The following is a 15055-nucleotide window of genomic DNA, read 5'->3' as shown; positions in this document are numbered from 1 at the left end:
CCCACGGGATGAAGTGGTGCGAAGTGCGTGGCGTGGTCGAAGGCCGCCGCCTGCCGCATCATGCGGCTCAGTGGTCACTTACAGCAACTTTATTCGCCAGGGATTCTCCCTGGCCCGTGGGGGTCGGGACCGTCGGACCCGGGGGCCGCGCGCTACCGGGGGAGGGTCGCCGGCGACCCGCCGTTCGCCTCGTACCCCGCCACCGCCAGCGCCCGGTACACCGCGTACATCGCCGCCGGGTCCTCCGACTGCGACCACGGCAGCGCGCCCACGTACCCGTCCACGTGCCGCACCTGCTCCATCGCCTCCGCCCAACGCTCCATGTGGACCAGGAACATCAGCAGCAGGTGCCGTACGTGCGCCTGCATCGGGTCGTCCTCACGCGCCGAGTTCACCGCGTACAGCGCGCCCTCCACCGCCCGCGTCACGACCGCGCTGTCGTAGTAGGCCGTCATGACGATGTCGGGCGTGTTCTCGTACACCGAGAACAGCGGCAGCGCCGCCAGCAGCGAGCCCCGCGGGGCGCGCGCCGCAGCCGCGTGCGCGAACGCGTCCGCCTGCTCCCGCGAGCCGTGCCACTTCGCGCACCAGTAGTGCAGCGCCGCGATGTGCGCCCCCATGTGCTCCGGCGCCCGGTCGATGACCTTCGCCCACAGGGCGTCGAACTCCGCCTCCGAGTACGCCAGACCCCGCGCGATCGCCAGCTCCGTGATGTACGGGACCGGATCCTCCGGCGCCTGCACCGCGGCCTTGCGGCACGCGTCCCGGGCCTCCTCCAGGATGATCCGGTGATCGGTGGACCCGACCCCGCCCGAGTGCCGCCACGCCTGCTGCACCAGCAGCTCCGCGTGCACCTGCGCGCCGCCCGCGTCCTGCTCCGCCTCCAGCCGCCACGCCTTCAGCCACTGCGCGCCCACGCCCGGCTGCGCCACCAGCTCCAGCGCCGCCGCCCCGCCGAAGGCCTGTACGCGCTGCCAGCGCCGCTCGCCCTCCCGCGGGGTCCCGGCGAGCAGCTGCGAGGCCGCCTGCCACTGACCGGTGCGCCGCACGTTGTCGAGGGCGTCCATCAGGTCCTGGTCGGGCCCGGGGATGCGGATGTCGAGCTCTTCCTGCCGGTCGAATCCGTAGTTCGCCGGGTCCGCCGCGTCAGGGCTGCCCGGCGCGACCAGGCGGATGCCGCCGCGCCTGCGCCGGATGTACGGACCCACGATGAACGCGATCATGAGCATCGCGAACAGCAACCACAGAATCTCCATGCCTCCAGCGAACCAGACCGAGGGGCCCACAGGCCAATAGGGGACCCCAACCCGGGCTGGGCATAGCATCTGACCATGAGCGACGACAGCCACGAGCACCAGAGCTTCGAGACCCGCGCGATCCACGCGGGCAATACGGCGGACCCGCAGACCGGCGCGGTCGTACCCCCGATCTACCAGGTCTCCACGTACAAGCAGGACGGCGTCGGCGGCCTGCGCGGCGGCTACGAGTACAGCCGCAGCGCCAACCCGACCCGCACCGCGCTGGAGGAGAACCTCGCGGCGCTGGAGGGCGGCCTGCGCGGGCTCGCCTTCGCGTCCGGACTGGCCGCCGAGGACTGCCTGCTGCGTACGCTGCTCTCCCCGGGCGACCACGTGGTCATCCCGAACGACGCCTATGGCGGAACCTTCCGCCTCTTCGCGAAGGTCGTCTCCCGCTGGGGCGTGGAGTGGTCGGTGGCCGACACCTCCGACCCCGATTCCGTACGCGCGGCCCTCACCCCGAAGACGAAGGTCATCTGGGTCGAGACCCCCTCCAACCCGCTGCTCGGCATCACCGACATCGCCGTGGTCGCCGACATCGCGCGGACGGCCGGCGCCAAGCTGGTCGTGGACAACACCTTCGCCTCGCCCTACCTCCAGCAGCCGCTGGCGCTGGGCGCGGACGTGGTCGTGCACTCGCTGACCAAGTACATGGGCGGGCACTCCGACGTGGTCGGCGGCGCGCTGGTGACCGCGGACGCGGAGCTCGGCGAGGAACTGGCCTACCACCAGAACGCGATGGGCGCGGTGGCCGGCCCGTTCGACTCCTGGGTCGTGCTGCGGGGCATCAAGACCCTGGCCGTGCGGATGGACCGGCACGCGGAGAACGCGGGCAAGATCGTCGAGGTGCTCAAGCGGCACCCGAAGGTCACCAAGGTCCTCTACCCGGGCCTGCCCGAGCACCCGGGGCACGAGGTCGCCGCCAAGCAGATGCGGAACTTCGGCGGCATGGTGTCCTTCCAGGTCGCCGGCGGCGAGGAAGAGGCCGTCGCGGTCTGCGGCCGCACCAAGATCTTCACCCTGGCCGAGTCCCTGGGCGGCGTGGAGTCCCTCATCGAGCACCCGGGCCGCATGACGCACGCGTCGGTGGCCGGCTCGGCGCTGGAGGTTCCGGCGGACCTGATCCGCGTGTCGGTGGGCATCGAGAACGCGGACGACCTCATCGCGGACCTCACCCAGGCCCTGGGCTAACCCCCAGCCCCCGCCGGGCTCCGCCCGGACCCGGCGGGGGTCCCGGCCCGTCGGCTGCGCCGGGCCAATCCCAGGCCCTCCAGGCCAACCCCGGCCCTGGCCAATCCAGCCCAGCCGGGCAAGATCCAGCCCCTCCGGCGTTTGAGGAGCGGGGTCTGGGGCGGAGCCCCAGGAAACCCGGCTCCGCCGGGCAGGGGGGGGCGCCCCCCCCCCGCGGCGGGGGGCCGGGGGGCGGGGGCGGCCCCCCCCCCCCCCCCGAAACCCGGCTCCGCCGGGCACCGGGCTCCGCCCGGACCCGCGCCTCAAACGCCGGCGGGGCTGGATTTTGCCCGGCGAAGCCGGATTGGCCAGGCAAGGCTGGGGCAGCGGCGGGCTGGAACGGCGGCGGAGCCTGGTTGTGCCCGGCAGGGCCGGGTCGGCGGCGGAGCCAGGTGGGGCTACCAGCCCTCCAGTGGTGGGGAGATGCCGCTTGGTGGGGTGACCCAGGGGCGGGTCAGGGAGGCCCAGACGGTGAAGGCCACCGCGGCAGCGAAGAGCACGGCCCAGCCGAACCGCCGCAACGCCCGCCGCCGGCGCAGCAACCGGTCACCCCGAGCCGCCGCCCCCGCCGCAAGCCCCGCCGGCACCGCCGGGTACGGCCCCTCCAGCAGCTGCTTGACCTGGGCTTCCTTCCGGTCCGGGATCCCGCTCACGCCGCCTCCCGGGACCTCAGCGCGGCCACGGCCCGATTGCACAGCACCCGTACGCGCTCGACCGTCAGCCCCAGCTGCGCCGCCGCGACCTCCTCCGCGACCCCTTCGTAGAGCCGCAGGACGAGGACGAGCCGCTCCGGCGGGCTCAGCCGCGCCAGTACGCCGGTGCCCCCCTGGTGGCGCCAGCCGGTCCGGGCGAAGGCCGCGCACAGCTCCTGGCGGGTGAAGTCGTAAGGGTCGTCACCGCGCAGCCGCAGCCAGTTCGCGTACGTACGGGCGAGCGCGCCCGCCAGCAGCCGGCGGGCCGCCTCCGGTTCACCGGTCAGCAGCACCCCGACATGCAGGAGCCGCCCCGCCGCGCCGGCGACGAAGGACTCGAACTCCGCGTAGGAGCCAGCGTGTTGATCAACCACCCGCATAGTCCACATAGTGCGGGCAGCGGGACCGTCCAGGTCAAGAGGACGGACGGACTCCGCTCAGGAGGCCGGGCCGGCTTCGGCCACGGCCGCCATGAGTTCCGACAGCGACAGGTTGAAGCGCGTCAGCAGTCCGGTGAAGGATTCCCGCTCGTCCTCGCTCCAGCCCTCCGTCACCCGGGCCATCAGCTCGCGCCGCGAGGAGCGGACCTCCTCCAGCCGCGACAGCCCCCGCGGGGACAGCGCGAGCACCACGGCCCGGCCGTCCTCGGGGTGCGAGGTCCGCTTGACCAGACCGCTGTCGACCAGCGGCGCGACCTGCCGGGTCACCGTGGAGGAGTCGATCCCCATGCCGCCGGCGAGCGCCTTGACGCCCATCGGGCCCTCCAGGTCGAGCCGGTTCAGCAGCAGGTAGGCGGCTCGGTCCATCGAGTTGCGGGCCTGGCCCACACCGCCCAGGCGGGTCTGCTCGGCGCGGCGGGCGAAGACCGCCACCTGGTGCTGGAGCGAGTCGAGGAGACCGCCTCCGGCGGGCGCGTCGGCCGCCGCGGGCAGGTCGGAATTGGCCGGGGTGGAAGGCATGGCCGTGGGCTCTCTTCGCGTGGGTCCGACAAGGATGGGGGACAGAGTACGCGGCCGTGCGGCGGCCCGTACGCCTCGTACGAGAACTGGTACGGCCCGTCCGTACGACCGTCCCGCACACGTCCCGGATGGCGAGATTTCGCCCCTCCCGAAGCACTTCCCGGAACCTGTCCCGGAGCGCTTCCCGGAACCTCTCCCGGAGCACCTGCCGGAACCTCTCCCCGAGCCCCGTTCCGGCACCGGTCCCGCGCCCTCCCCGGACCCCTCCCCGCGCCCTTTCCGGAGCCGCCCCCTCCGCCCCGAGCCGCCCCGACCGCGGGCTGCGAGACTGGCGGCATGAACTACCGCGTGCCCCAGCCCGTTCCGCAGGTCATCCTCGACGACGTCCGGGGGGCTCAGAAGATGCTCTCCGGCGTCTCCCGGGTCACCGCGATGGAAGGCAGCCGGCACCTGTCCTCACTCACCGGGTCCCCGGTCCACCTCAAGTGCGAGAACCTCCAGCGCACCGGCTCCTTCAAGCTGCGCGGCGCCTACGTCCGCATCGCGGGCCTGCGCCCCGAGCAGCGCGCCGCCGGCGTCGTCGCGGCCAGCGCCGGCAACCACGCGCAGGGCGTGGCGCTCGCCTCCTCCCTCCTCGGGGTCCGCTCCACCGTGTTCATGCCGGTCGGGGCGCCACTGCCGAAGGTGGCCGCGACCCAGGAGTACGGCGCCGAGGTGCGCATGCACGGACAGGTCGTCGACGAGACCCTCGCGGCCGCCCAGGACTACGCGGACCGCACCGGTGCGGTGTTCATCCACCCCTTCGACCACCGCGACATCATCGCGGGCCAGGGCACGGTGGGCCTGGAGATCCTGGAGCAGTGCCCGGAGGTGCGGACCATCCTCGTCGGGATCGGCGGCGGCGGTCTCGCGGCCGGTGTCGCCGTCGCCGTGAAGGCGCTGCGGCCCGACGTGCGGATCATCGGCGTGCAGGCCGCGGGCGCGGCCGCGTACCCGCCCTCGCTCAAGATGGGGCACCCGATCTCGATCGACGAACCCGTCACGATGGCGGACGGAATCAAGGTCGGCCGCCCCGGCGACATCCCCTTCAAAATCATCGGCGAGCTGCTCGACGACGTGCGTACGGTCTCCGAGGACGCCCTCTCCAGCGCCCTGCTGCTGTGCCTGGAACGGGCGAAGCTCGTCGTCGAACCGGCCGGCTGCAGCACGGTCGCGGCCCTGCTCAGCGAGCCCGAACTGTACGGCGGCGGACCGGTGGTGGCCGTCCTGTCCGGCGGCAACGTCGACCCGCTGCTGCTCCAGCGGATCCTGCGCCACGGCATGGCGGCGGCGGGCCGGTACCTGTCCCTGCGGCTGCGCGTGGCCGACCGCCCCGGGGCCCTGGCCGGACTCCTGGGGGTGTTGTCAGTGGTGGATGCGAACGTACTGGATGTGAGCCACGTACGGACCGACCCGCGGCTGGGGCTCACGGAGGTGGAGGTGGAGCTGCACCTGGAGACGAAGGGCCCGGAGCACTGCGCGGAGGTCGCGCGGAAACTGCACGCCGCGGGATACAAGGTGATGAGCTAGACGGCGGACGCCGTCGGGGTGTCGGCATCACCGGCATCACCGGCATCACCCGTTCGGCCGGGCGGTACCCACCCGGCGCCCATAGGATTTGCGTAGAAATGCCCTGAAATTCTTGATTCTACTGGCCCGATTCACACTGGGAGAATCCATATGCCAGGCGCTATCTACGCCGAAGGTCTGGTCAAGACCTTCGGCGATGTACGGGCACTGGACGGCGTGGACCTCGATGTTCCCGAAGGCACCGTCCTGGGTCTGCTCGGCCCCAACGGTGCCGGGAAGACCACGACCGTACGCGTCCTGACCACCTTGCTCCGGCCCGACAGCGGCAAGGCCGTCGTCGCCGGCATCGACGTGCTCAAGCACCCCAACGAGGTCCGCCGGGCCATCGGCCTCTCCGGCCAGTTCGCCGCCGTCGACGAGTACCTGACCGGCCGCGAGAACCTCCAAATGGTCGGCCGGCTCTACCAGATGAAGTCCAAGGCGGCCAAGGCCCGGGCCGACGAACTGCTCGAACGCTTCACCCTCGCCGACGCCGCCGACCGCACCGCCAAGACCTACTCCGGCGGCATGCGCAGGCGGCTCGACCTCGCGGCCGCCCTCGTCGTCAGCCCGCCCGTCATGTTCATGGACGAGCCCACCACCGGCCTCGACCCCCGCAACCGCCAGCAGCTGTGGGGGATCATCCAGGAACTGGTCGCGGGCGGCACCACCCTGCTGCTCACCACCCAGTACCTGGAGGAGGCCGACCACCTCGCCCACGACATCTGCGTGGTCGACCACGGCAAGGTCATCGCCCGCGGCACCTCCGACGAGCTCAAGGCCCGTACGGGCGGCGAGCGCGTGGAGGTCGTCGTCCACGAGCGGGACCACATGGCCACCGCGCGCGAGGTGCTCGCCGGCTTCGGCAAGGGCGAGACCACCGTCGAGGAGCACACCCGCAAGCTGACCGTGCCGGTGTCGGGCGGCGCCAAGCTGCTCGCCGAGGTCATCCGGGAACTGGACGGCCGCGGCATCGAGATCGACGACATAGGCCTGCGCCGGCCCACCCTCGACGACGTGTTCATCTCCCTCACCGGCCACGCGGCCGAGCGGATCACCGAGGGGAACGGCGACGGCGCGGCCGCGGCCGCCGCCGACACCAAGGGCCGCAAGGCGGCGCGCAAGGAGGCGGCGAAGTGACCCTCACCTCCCCGACCACGGAACCGACCGCGCCCCGGCCGCGCGGCGGCATAGTCCAGGGCGTCAACGACTCCCTGGTGATCGCCAAGCGGAACCTCATCCGCATGTCCCGGATCCCCGAGATGATCATCTTCGGCGTGATCCAGCCGGTCATGTTCGTCGTGCTCTTCAGCTACGTCTTCGGCGGCTCGATCATGGTCGGCGACACCACCTCGCCGGCCGCCTACCGCGAGTTCCTGATGGCGGGCATCTTCGCCCAGACCGTCACCTTCGCCACGGCCGGCGCGGGCGCGGGCATCGCCGACGACATGCACAAGGGCCTGATCGACCGCTTCCGCTCGCTGCCCATGGCCCGCGGCGCGGTCCTCACCGGCCGCACCCTCGCCGACCTCGTCCAGACCACGCTCACGCTGTTCGTCCTGGCGATCGTGGCCCTGCTCGTCGGCTGGCGCACCCACACCAGCCTGGGCGAGGTCCTCGCCGGCTTCGCCCTGCTGCTCCTGCTGGGCTACGCCTTCTCCTGGATCGGCGCCCTGATCGGCCTGTCGGTGCGCACCCCGGAGGCGGCCACCTCGGGCGGACTGATCTGGCTCTTCCCGCTGACGTTCATCTCGAACGCCTTCGTCCCCTCCGAGAACATGCCGCCGTTCCTGCGGACCATCGCGGAGTGGAACCCCTTCAGCGCGACCGTCCAGGCGTGCCGCGAGCTCTTCGGCAACCTCCCGGAGGGCTACCCGGTCCCGGACGCCTGGCCGATGCAGCACCCGATCCTGGCGTCCGTGCTCTGGTCGCTGCTGATCATCGTGGTCTTCCGGTCCCTCGCGGTCCGCAAGTACCGCTCGGCGACGGCGTAGCGCCGGTACGCACGCACGCACGCGCGCGCGTACGCACATACGCACTCATACGACGATGCCCGGCCGGGAGAAACGAACCCGGCCGGGCATCGTGCGTGAAGCGGGAAATCAGAAGGTGACCAAGGGTGATCAGCCGGTGAAGGGCTTGACGTCCAGGATCTTGACCGAGGCCTTCTTGCCGTTCGGCAGCTCGTAATCGGCGTCCTCACCGATCGCCTTGCCCAGCACACCGCTGCCCAGCGGGGACTGGGGGGAGTACGTCTCGAAGTCCGAGGAGGCGTACTCGCGGGAGGCCAGCAGGAACTCCATGGTGTCGTCCTCGTCGCCGTCGAAGGCGATCTTGACGAGCGTGCCGGGGGCGACGACGCCGTCGGACGCGGGCGCGGTGCCGACCTTGGCGTTCTCCAGGAGCTGCGTGAGCTGGCGGACCCGGAGCTCCTGCTTGCCCTGCTCCTCCTTGGCCGCATGGTAGCCACCGTTCTCACGCAGGTCGCCCTCCTCGCGGGCGGCTGCGATCTTCGTGGCGATCTCCGTGCGGGCGGGACCAGAGAGGTAGTCCAGCTCCGCCTTCAGCTGGTCGTACGCCGCCTGGGTCAGCCAGGTGACGCTTTCGCTCGTCTGGGTCACGGGTGCTCCTCGTCGGTACAGGGGACTACAAAGCCGCCAGCGGCGGACGAAACCACGAGCCTAACAATTCGGGAAGAAAAGAGGGAGGACCCCAGAGGCTCATTGCCCCGTCGGCCGCGTCGTCAAGCCTCAGCGAGCGGAAGCCGCGGGCTGGCAGCCGATCAGCTCGATCATCGTGGCACGGCTCGTCGTCCTGAGGGACACGACCTCGTCCACGCGGCTCTCGGGCTGGGCGAAGGTGAAGTCGGCGCGGCCCACCTCGCCGTGCTCCTTGTCCTGGGAGCTCAGGGAGCAGACCCCGGTGACCGAGGCCTCCTTGCGGACCTCCAGGTGCACCTTGATCTCGGTGTCCGAAATCACCTGGAACTTGATCACTTCGGCACTCACGCTCTGCCCCGCGATGTAGTCCCAGCCGATCCAGCCGATCACGCCCAGCAACAGGGCCCCCAGCGCCGCCCCGATGATCTTGAGCTTCCGGTCCGTACGCTCGTCCGCCGACCGGCCGTACCGGCCCTCAGGCAGTCCCTCGCGCACCGCGCTCATGATCGTTTCCTCTCTGCGGGGAGGGTGGGCACCCCTGGAATTTTCCGTCCCCCAGTTCGGTCACTATAGAAGCCGACCGTCGCGCCGAATCGCAGAGGATCCTGTCTTGACCGAGCAGCTTCGACTGATGGCCGTCCACGCCCACCCCGACGACGAGTCGAGCAAGGGCGCGGCCACCATGGCCAAGTACGTGTCCGAGGGGGTTCCGGTGCTGGTCGTCACCTGCACCGGCGGCGAGCGCGGCTCCGTGCTGAACCCCAAGCTCCAGGGCGACAAGTACATCGAGGAGAACATCCACGAGGTGCGCGCCAAGGAGATGGACGAGGCCCGCGAGATCCTCGGCATCGAGCAGGAATGGCTCGGCTACGTGGACTCCGGCCTCCCGGAGGGCGACCCGCTGCCGCCGCTGCCCGAAGGCTGCTTCGCGCTCGCGGACGTCGACGAGGCCGCCGGGGAGCTGGTCAAGAAGATCCGCGCCTTCAAGCCGCAGGTCGTCACCACGTACGACGAGAACGGCGGCTACCCGCACCCCGACCACATCATGACCCACAAGATCACGATGGTGGCCTTCGAGGGCGCGGCCGACACCGAGAAGTACCCCGAAGGCGAGTTCGGCGCGGCCTACCAGCCGCAGAAGCTCTACTACAACCAGGGCTTCAACAAGCCGCGCACCATCGCCCTGCACGAGGCCCTGCTCGCGCGCGGCATGGAGTCCCCGTACGGCGAGTGGCTGGAGCGGTGGAAGGAGTTCGAGCGCAAGGAGCGGACCCTGACCACCCACGTGCCCTGCGCCGACTTCTTCGAGATCCGTGACAAGGCGCTCATCGCGCACGCCACGCAGATCGACCCGGACGGCGGCTGGTTCCGCGTCCCGATGGACGTGCAGAAGGAGGTCTGGCCCACCGAGGAGTACGAGCTCGCGAAGTCGCTCGTCGACACTTCCCTCCCCGAGTCCGACCTCTTCGCGGGCATCCGGGAGAATGCGTAGCCATGAACGCTACGCAGGCAGCACTGACCCAGCTCCTCCCGCTGGCGGGTGACACCTTCGACAAGAACAAGGTGACGCCCGGCATCCTGGGCTTCATCGTGTTCGCGGCCCTCGCCCTGGGGGTGTGGGCCCTGATGAAGTCGATGAACCGGCACATGGGCCGGGTGAACTTCCAGGAGGCCCCCGAGCCGGCGGCCCCCGCCGCCCGCGGCGAGGACCCCTCCCGGGCCTAGCCCCGCCCCCAGTCCCGAACCGCCGCCCGAGTCCCGAACCGCCGCCCGCGACGCGACCACGCGACCCCGCGGGCGGCGGGCCTTGCGGTGCGCATGCGCGCGCCCGGGCCGGGCTCGGCGTCGTCAGCCGCGCGCGTTCACGACGCCGGGGGGACGCCCATGATCTCGCGTGAGTGCAGGTTCGGGACCAGGCCGAGGCGCCATGCCTGCCAGCCCTCCGCCGCGTCCACGCCACGGCCGAGGATCACCCCGTACGTCTCCAGGCAGTCCTCCAGCCGGCCGTCCCGCGCCGGGTGCGCCGACTGCGCCAGCCGGGCCAGCTCCGCCCGCGCCTCCTCCGGGGCGTCCGGCACCGCGTACGGCAGCATCGTGCACCGCAGGAAGCGGGCCCAGTCCTCCCCGCGCCGGTCCCCGTATGAGATGAACAGCCGCACCGCCTCCTCGCACAGACCCAGCGCCTGCGACAGCCGCCCGTTGCCCGCGTCGATCACCGCCAGCTCCAGGCACGTCCACGCCTCGCCGTGGGCCAGCCCGATCCGCCGGAAGTCCGCCCGCGCGTCCACCAGCAGCTGACGGGCGAAGCCGGAGTTGCGCAGGTTGCCCGTCTGCGCCGCCCGCTGGTCGCGCGTCACCCGGCCCGAGTGGTGGCGCGCGTGCGCCAGCCCGTACACGTCCCGCATCCGCGAGAACATCGTCCGCGCCCGCTCCAGCTCCCGTACCGCCTCGTCGCGCCCGCCGCCCTCCTCCAGCGCCTGCCCGAGGTAGTACTGCGTCCACGCCTCGCCGCGCGCGTCCTCCGCCTCCCGGTGCCGGGCCAGCGCCTCCCGCAGCCGCTCCACCGCCGGCCCCGGATCCCCGTCCACCACCCGCGCCCGCCCCAGCTGGGTCAGCGCCCAGGCCTCGCCGCGGTCGTCGCGCGTACGCCCGTACAGGTCGAGGGCGAGCCGCAGCTCCTCCTCCGCCCGCCCCACGTCCCCGAACCGCAGGTGCACCTGCCCCAGCTGGAAGTGCGCCCACGCCTCACCGTGCACGCTCTCGCTCTCCCGGTGCAGGGCCAGCGAGACCTCCAGCAGCCGCGTCGCCTCCGCCAGGTGCGCCAGGTCCCGCTCCACCGCCGCCAGCGCGTGCAGGCCCCACGCCCGGTCGCCCGCCAGCTCCGCCGGCTCCTGGAGCACGAGCGCCTCACGGATGCGGGCCGCGGCCTCGGGAAGATTGCCCTGGTGGTGCAGGGTGATGCCGAGCGAGACCAGGGCCATCGCCGCCCCCGCCTCCTGATGGGCCTCCATGTACTGGTCCACCACCGACGTCAGCGTCGTGCGCGCCTTGTCCAGCTCGCCCAGCTGGCGCGCCGCGATACCCGTACGCCACTGCACCGACCGCACCAGCCGCCCCTGCTGCCCCGTCTGCCCTTCCAGCCCCTTGCGACCCGCCTCCGCGGCCACGGCCTGCGTGAGCTCGTCGATCTCACCGAGCCGGTACAGGTCCCCGCGCAGCAGGCAGAAGTCGCACAGCGCGCCGAGCAGGTCGAGCACCGCCTGCTGGTCCACCCCCTCCGAATGCCGCAGCGCCGCCGTGATGAAGCTCGACTCGTCGTCCAGCCAGCGCAGCGCCGCGTCCAGCGACACGAAGCCGTGGCCGCCGAACTGGTTCGCCCGCGTCGACATCTTCCCGTCGACCATCCGGATCACCGAGTCCGCGAGCTGCGCGTAGTTGCGGATCAGCCGCTCGTGCGCCGCCGCGGCCCCGGCCCGGTCCTCGTCCGCCGCCGACCGCCGCGCCGCGTACGCGCGCACCGCGTCGTGCATCCGGAACCGCTGGCCGCGCACCCGCTCGATCAGCCCGGCCTCCCACAGCTCCTCCAGCGTGCGCAGCGCCGCCTGCTCCGGTACGTCGGCCAGCGCGGCGGCCGCCGCACCGCCGAGGGAGGCCCGCCCGGCCAGGGGCAGGCGCCGCAGCAGCTGCCGCGCGGGCTCGGCGAGACGGGCGTCGGCGGCGCGCAGGGCAGCCTCCACCGGGTGCGTGGCGCCGTCGGCCGCGGGGACCGCGCCGCCGCGGACCAGCGGGGCGAGCATGCGCAGGGCGAGCGGGAGCCCGCCGCTCAGCTCCACCACTTCGGCTGCGGCGGCACGGGCATCGGCTCCGGCCTCGGCCCCGGCACGGGTACCGGCACCCGCACCGGCCTCGCCGACGGCACCGACCGTGCCGTCGGCCCCCGCCCCGGACGTCGCGGCCCCGGCCGCCCCCGCTACCCCGGCCGCTCCCGCCACTCCTGCTCCGGCGACCCCCACCAGCTCCGCCGCCGCCTCCGCCGCCAGCCGCTCCACCGGCAGCTGGTACACCCACGCCGCCAGGTCCGCGGGCAGCTCCAGCGCCTCCCGCGCCGTCACCAGCACCAGGCTCTCCGAACGCTCCGGAACCAGCACCCGCACCTGCGCCGCGTCCACCGCGTCGTCCAGCAGCACCGTCACCGGCAGCCCCTGAAGGTGCTGGTGGTACAGCTCGCCCAGGCGCCGTACCTGCTGCTCCGCCGAGGCACCCTCACGGAACAGCAACTGCTCGCGCGGCGCCCCCAGCCGGTTCATCAGGTGCAGCAGCGCCTCCCGCGTCGACAGCGGCGCCTCCCCGGGGTCCCCGCCGGTGGACCCGCCCCGCAGGTCCACCACGCACGCGCCCCGGAACTGGTCCCGCAGCGCGTGCGCCGCCCGCAGCGCCAGCGCCGTACGGCCCACTCCCGGCTCGCCGTGCAGCACCACGACCACCGGGCGGGTCTCCGTACTGGCCCGCGCCGCCTGCACCCACTGCGCGATCCGCGTCAGCTCGGCGCGCCGGCCCACGAACGGGCCCGACGGGTCCGGGAGTTGCCCGAACGACTGCTCCAGCGCACTGCGCCGCCGGGCCTCCGCGCTGCGGTCCGTACCGCGCAGCGGAGTGGCCAGGGCCGCGGGCCGGGCCACCGGCCGCGCCGCCCGCGCCGCCGCGGCGACCGCGCGCTGCTGCTCCAGGAAGGGGCGTATCCCGCGTACCTCCAGCGCCGTCAGCCACTGCAGCCTCAGCTGCTCCGGCCCGCCGGGGCGGCCCAGTTCACCGGCCCGCCGGTTCGCGGCCGGCAGGTGCAGGGCCGTCGCCTTGGCCACCGTGGCCACCGCCCCCGCGATGCCCACGACCGCGCCCACGGTCAGCGCCGTGCCGGCCGCGACGCCGAACGACAGGTCCGCCCCGACGGCGGCGGCCGCGGCGACCGCCGTCACGAGGGCCGCCGTCGAGGTGTTGCCGCGCCGGAAGGCCTCACCGAGCGACTCGTCCCCGGCCGCCGCCTCGTCCAGGGCCCGTACGTACGCCTCGTACTCGGGGGCCGCACTCGCGGCGAGCGCGTCCAGGGCCTCCTTGCCCCGCGCCAGCAGCGCCGCTCTGTCCACCGCCGCACCCGCCGCCCGCCGAGCCGCCTCGTCCACGGCCCGCCCCAACAGCTGCTCGGCCTCACCTCGATGGCTGTCCCGCATCGGCATCCCCCTCAGAGAGCTCCGGTCGAGTCGATTCCCAAGTGTCGTGCGTGAGAGACGCGAACGCGAGGGAATCTGAGCGAGATCAGAGCTAACTGGAGTGAAAGAGACCGCAATTGACGAACACGGAAGGGCCGCGGGAGAGGGCTCGTGCACTCGTACGCTGACCGGATGACCAGACGGTGGGGAACCCTGACGCTGTGCGCCGCCGCACTGCTGCCGCTGACGACCGGATGCCAGTCGGCGGAGCCGGAACCGGAACCGGCGGCCGGCTTCACGCTCCGCTACCAAGAACCGGCCGCCACCGACCGCGCCGCACACCGCCTGCTGCGGGACCGGGCCATCGCCGACCCCGTACTCGCGGACCTCAACGCCTACCTCACCCTCCCCTACGCCGTCACCGTCATCGCCCGCTCCTGCTCCGGCGACGGCACCGGCTACGACCCCGCCACCCACCGCATCGAGCTCTGCTACGACGACCTGGCCGAGGGACGCGCCCTGTTCGCACAAGCGGGCTCGCCCGCTCCCGACGACCAACTCGCCGAGGTCGTACGCGAGACGCTCCACCACGAAGCCGGCCACGCCCTCGTGCACGCCCTGGACCTCCCGGACAACGGAGCCCGCGCCGAGGAGGACGCCGCCGACGACTTCGCCCGGCTGATGCTGTTGCGCGGCGGCCCGAAGGGCGAGGACACCCTGCTCACCGCCGCCCGCGCCTACGACCTCGCGGCAGCCGCCGACCCCGAACCGGACCCCGAGGACGAACACGCCCCGAACGCCGCCCGCGCGGAAGCCCACCGCTGCGCCGTCCACGCCGAAGCCCCGACCCGCCACCCGGCCCCCACGCACTGCACCACGACCTGGGCACAGACTCGCGACGCCTGGCTGAAAGACCTGGAACCCCTGCTCAGGTCGTAACCCGACCGCCCCTTCGAGAGTTGTAGCGAACGTCGCACCAACTCTCGATGGGGAACAGCACCATGAACCACATACCGGTGGCCTCGTACGCCAGGACATCGCAGGACACGCCGCAACGCGACGCACGCGGCGTCCGCCACCAGCACCGCATCAACGAACGCACGGCTCGCGAGCACGGCTGCGTCGTCGTCGCCACGTACACGGACAACGCGCGCAACGCGACCAAGGACGACAGGGAGCGGCCCGGCTTCGACCACCTCCTCACCGACCTCCACCGGGGCCACGCCTTCGCCGCGGGCCCGCTGCGGGGCGTCGTAGCCGTCGCGGACGACCGTCTCTACCGCAGGCCGGACGACTTCATCCGCTTCATGGCGGCGCTCACCTCGGCACCGGGCCGGGTGTACGTCGACCGGGGCGGCCTGCGGGATCCGTACACCAAGTCCGGTCTCCTGCAAGGCGCGGAGT

General features: G+C 72.6%; 14 protein-coding genes and 1 pseudogene. 8 read left to right on the top strand and 7 right to left on the bottom strand.

The window, feature by feature from the left end:
- Positions 1-152: 152 nt before the first annotated feature.
- Positions 153-1256 carry a hypothetical protein gene (locus ACFYZ4_RS22290; protein WP_351297802.1) on the bottom strand — a complete coding sequence of 368 codons (1104 nt, stop codon included), beginning with the start codon at positions 1254-1256 and terminating at the stop codon, positions 153-155.
- Positions 1257-1331: 75 nt separating this feature from the next.
- Here ACFYZ4_RS22290 and ACFYZ4_RS22285 point away from each other — a divergent pair, with 75 nt between their 5' ends.
- Positions 1332-2489 (top strand): cystathionine gamma-synthase, encoded by a 1158-nt coding sequence (locus ACFYZ4_RS22285; protein WP_351297805.1) that lies wholly within the window; start codon positions 1332-1334, stop codon positions 2487-2489.
- 437 nt (positions 2490-2926) lie between these two features.
- Here the strand turns inward: ACFYZ4_RS22285 and ACFYZ4_RS22280 are convergent, their stop codons facing one another.
- From ACFYZ4_RS22280 to ACFYZ4_RS22270, 3 genes are read right to left on the bottom strand one after another with little or no spacing between them, the layout of a single operon-like run.
- Positions 2927-3181, bottom strand: a complete 255-nt coding sequence (locus ACFYZ4_RS22280) for a hypothetical protein (RefSeq protein WP_351299447.1) — start codon at positions 3179-3181, stop codon at positions 2927-2929.
- Positions 3178-3600: a sigma factor-like helix-turn-helix DNA-binding protein gene (locus tag ACFYZ4_RS22275; RefSeq protein WP_384342319.1), complete on the bottom strand. Its 423-nt coding sequence runs from the start codon at positions 3598-3600 to the stop codon at positions 3178-3180. The genes ACFYZ4_RS22280 and ACFYZ4_RS22275 overlap by 4 nt, the downstream gene beginning before the upstream one ends.
- Positions 3601-3657: 57 nt before the next feature.
- Positions 3658-4179, bottom strand: coding sequence for a MarR family transcriptional regulator (locus ACFYZ4_RS22270; RefSeq protein WP_351299441.1), 522 nt, complete (start codon positions 4177-4179; stop codon positions 3658-3660).
- 336 nt (positions 4180-4515) lie between these two features.
- Between ACFYZ4_RS22270 and ilvA the strand changes: the two genes are divergently transcribed.
- The 3 genes from ilvA to ACFYZ4_RS22255 all read left to right on the top strand — a co-directional run bounded on the left by ilvA (position 4516) and on the right by ACFYZ4_RS22255 (position 7781).
- Positions 4516-5748, top strand: coding sequence for a threonine ammonia-lyase (gene ilvA, locus ACFYZ4_RS22265; RefSeq protein ID WP_351299438.1), 1233 nt, complete (start codon positions 4516-4518; stop codon positions 5746-5748).
- A gap of 150 nt (positions 5749-5898) precedes the next feature.
- Positions 5899-6927, top strand: coding sequence for an ATP-binding cassette domain-containing protein (locus ACFYZ4_RS22260; protein ID WP_390784630.1), 1029 nt, complete (start codon positions 5899-5901; stop codon positions 6925-6927).
- A complete protein-coding gene (locus ACFYZ4_RS22255) occupies positions 6924-7781 on the top strand; it encodes an ABC transporter permease (protein ID WP_351299433.1) in 858 nt (285 codons plus the stop codon). The genes ACFYZ4_RS22260 and ACFYZ4_RS22255 overlap by 4 nt, the downstream gene beginning before the upstream one ends.
- A gap of 129 nt (positions 7782-7910) precedes the next feature.
- Here ACFYZ4_RS22255 and greA read toward each other — a convergent pair whose 3' ends face one another.
- Both greA and ACFYZ4_RS22245 read right to left on the bottom strand, forming a co-directional pair.
- On the bottom strand, positions 7911-8408 hold the full coding sequence (gene greA, locus ACFYZ4_RS22250; RefSeq protein WP_351299430.1) for a transcription elongation factor GreA: 498 nt from the start codon (positions 8406-8408) through the stop codon (positions 7911-7913).
- Between the two features lie 129 nt (positions 8409-8537).
- The gene (locus ACFYZ4_RS22245; protein WP_351299428.1) at positions 8538-8951 is read right to left on the bottom strand and encodes a DUF4307 domain-containing protein; all 414 of its coding nucleotides are present in this window, start codon (positions 8949-8951) and stop codon (positions 8538-8540) included.
- Positions 8952-9057: 106 nt separating this feature from the next.
- Here ACFYZ4_RS22245 and mca point away from each other — a divergent pair, with 106 nt between their 5' ends.
- Together mca and ACFYZ4_RS22235 are read left to right on the top strand one after the other, a co-directional pair.
- On the top strand, positions 9058-9939 hold the full coding sequence (gene mca, locus ACFYZ4_RS22240; RefSeq protein WP_351299425.1) for a mycothiol conjugate amidase Mca: 882 nt from the start codon (positions 9058-9060) through the stop codon (positions 9937-9939).
- Positions 9940-9941: 2 nt separating this feature from the next.
- Positions 9942-10172 (top strand): hypothetical protein, encoded by a 231-nt coding sequence (locus ACFYZ4_RS22235; RefSeq protein ID WP_351299423.1) that lies wholly within the window; start codon positions 9942-9944, stop codon positions 10170-10172.
- A 137-nt stretch (positions 10173-10309) separates the two neighbouring features.
- Here ACFYZ4_RS22235 and ACFYZ4_RS22230 read toward each other — a convergent pair whose 3' ends face one another.
- Complete coding sequence (locus ACFYZ4_RS22230) at positions 10310-13672, bottom strand: tetratricopeptide repeat protein (RefSeq protein ID WP_390784629.1); 3363 nt, start codon at positions 13670-13672, stop codon at positions 10310-10312.
- Between the two features lie 171 nt (positions 13673-13843).
- Here ACFYZ4_RS22230 and ACFYZ4_RS22225 point away from each other — a divergent pair, with 171 nt between their 5' ends.
- A complete protein-coding gene (locus tag ACFYZ4_RS22225) occupies positions 13844-14590 on the top strand; it encodes a DUF4344 domain-containing metallopeptidase (RefSeq protein WP_390784628.1) in 747 nt (248 codons plus the stop codon).
- Between the two features lie 47 nt (positions 14591-14637).
- Positions 14638-14985: pseudogene (locus tag ACFYZ4_RS22220) on the top strand (recombinase family protein); the annotation flags it as partial.
- Positions 14986-15055: the final 70 nt, after the last annotated feature.

Source organism: Streptomyces sp. NPDC001513, assembly GCF_042894695.1.
Taxonomy (GTDB): Bacteria; Actinomycetota; Actinomycetes; order Streptomycetales; family Streptomycetaceae; genus Streptomyces.
The sequence above is the reverse complement of the archived record's forward strand: the minus strand, read 5'-3'. Positions and strand labels throughout refer to the sequence as shown.

Excerpts from the sequence above, each read along its gene's own strand:
- ACFYZ4_RS22235 (WP_351299423.1), top strand. The coding sequence starts at position 9,942 with ATGAACGCTACGCAGGCAGCACTGACCCAGCTCCTCCCGCTGGCGGGT.
- ACFYZ4_RS22245 (WP_351299428.1), bottom strand. The coding sequence starts at position 8,951 with ATGAGCGCGGTGCGCGAGGGACTGCCTGAGGGCCGGTACGGCCGGTCG.
- ACFYZ4_RS22260 (WP_390784630.1), top strand. The coding sequence starts at position 5,899 with ATGCCAGGCGCTATCTACGCCGAAGGTCTGGTCAAGACCTTCGGCGAT.
- ACFYZ4_RS22275 (WP_384342319.1), bottom strand. The coding sequence starts at position 3,600 with ATGCGGGTGGTTGATCAACACGCTGGCTCCTACGCGGAGTTCGAGTCC.
- ilvA (WP_351299438.1), top strand. The coding sequence starts at position 4,516 with ATGAACTACCGCGTGCCCCAGCCCGTTCCGCAGGTCATCCTCGACGAC.
- ACFYZ4_RS22270 (WP_351299441.1), bottom strand. The coding sequence starts at position 4,179 with ATGCCTTCCACCCCGGCCAATTCCGACCTGCCCGCGGCGGCCGACGCG.
- ACFYZ4_RS22230 (WP_390784629.1), bottom strand. The coding sequence starts at position 13,672 with ATGCGGGACAGCCATCGAGGTGAGGCCGAGCAGCTGTTGGGGCGGGCC.
- ACFYZ4_RS22290 (WP_351297802.1), bottom strand. The coding sequence starts at position 1,256 with ATGGAGATTCTGTGGTTGCTGTTCGCGATGCTCATGATCGCGTTCATC.
- ACFYZ4_RS22225 (WP_390784628.1), top strand. The coding sequence starts at position 13,844 with ATGACCAGACGGTGGGGAACCCTGACGCTGTGCGCCGCCGCACTGCTG.
- ACFYZ4_RS22285 (WP_351297805.1), top strand. The coding sequence starts at position 1,332 with ATGAGCGACGACAGCCACGAGCACCAGAGCTTCGAGACCCGCGCGATC.